Consider the following 502-nt stretch of genomic DNA (forward strand, 5'->3'; position numbering starts at 1 on the left):
ACAAACCAATGCTCGAAAGCTATGGCTGGGCGGTTTTTCTTTTGGTGGTTATGTGACTGCACGTGTGGCTGAGCAAGTATTTGAAGCCTCACATATATGGGGGTTGGATGATTTTGACGTGTCAAAAATCGCGCTTATCGCACCCTCAGTCGAAAAAAATGACAGCAGCGATATCGATTTACCTGCGGATAAAACCTTTGAAATCTATGGTAATGCGGATGAAGTAATCGCGCCTGAAAATATGCAGGCATTTGCAGATCGCTTAGGAATTGCAGTAAGCGTCGTCGATGGTGCTGGTCACTTTTTTCATGGTCGCTTATCAGAGCTTAAAAAGTTATTAGAAACGCATAGCAATGCATAGTTTTAACCCTAACCGCTAATTCATGTTTTAGGGTAGCACTTAGCCACCCCAATATTATGATATTTATTTAATCCAACGATGAGTCGTATTATGAGTTTATCTCCATTGCAACGTTACGAGAAAGCCGTCAGTACAGATGAG

At 41.8% G+C, this 502-nt stretch carries 1 protein-coding gene; it reads left to right on the plus strand.

The window, feature by feature from the left end; all coding sequences use genetic code 11:
• A partial coding sequence (locus tag ACS8FC_RS21275) for an alpha/beta hydrolase (RefSeq protein WP_439298239.1) occupies positions 1-361 on the plus strand: 361 nt, incomplete at its 5' end.
• Positions 362-502: the final 141 nt, after the last annotated feature.

The sequence above is a fragment of the Psychrobacter sp. 1Y4 genome, assembly GCF_051847555.1.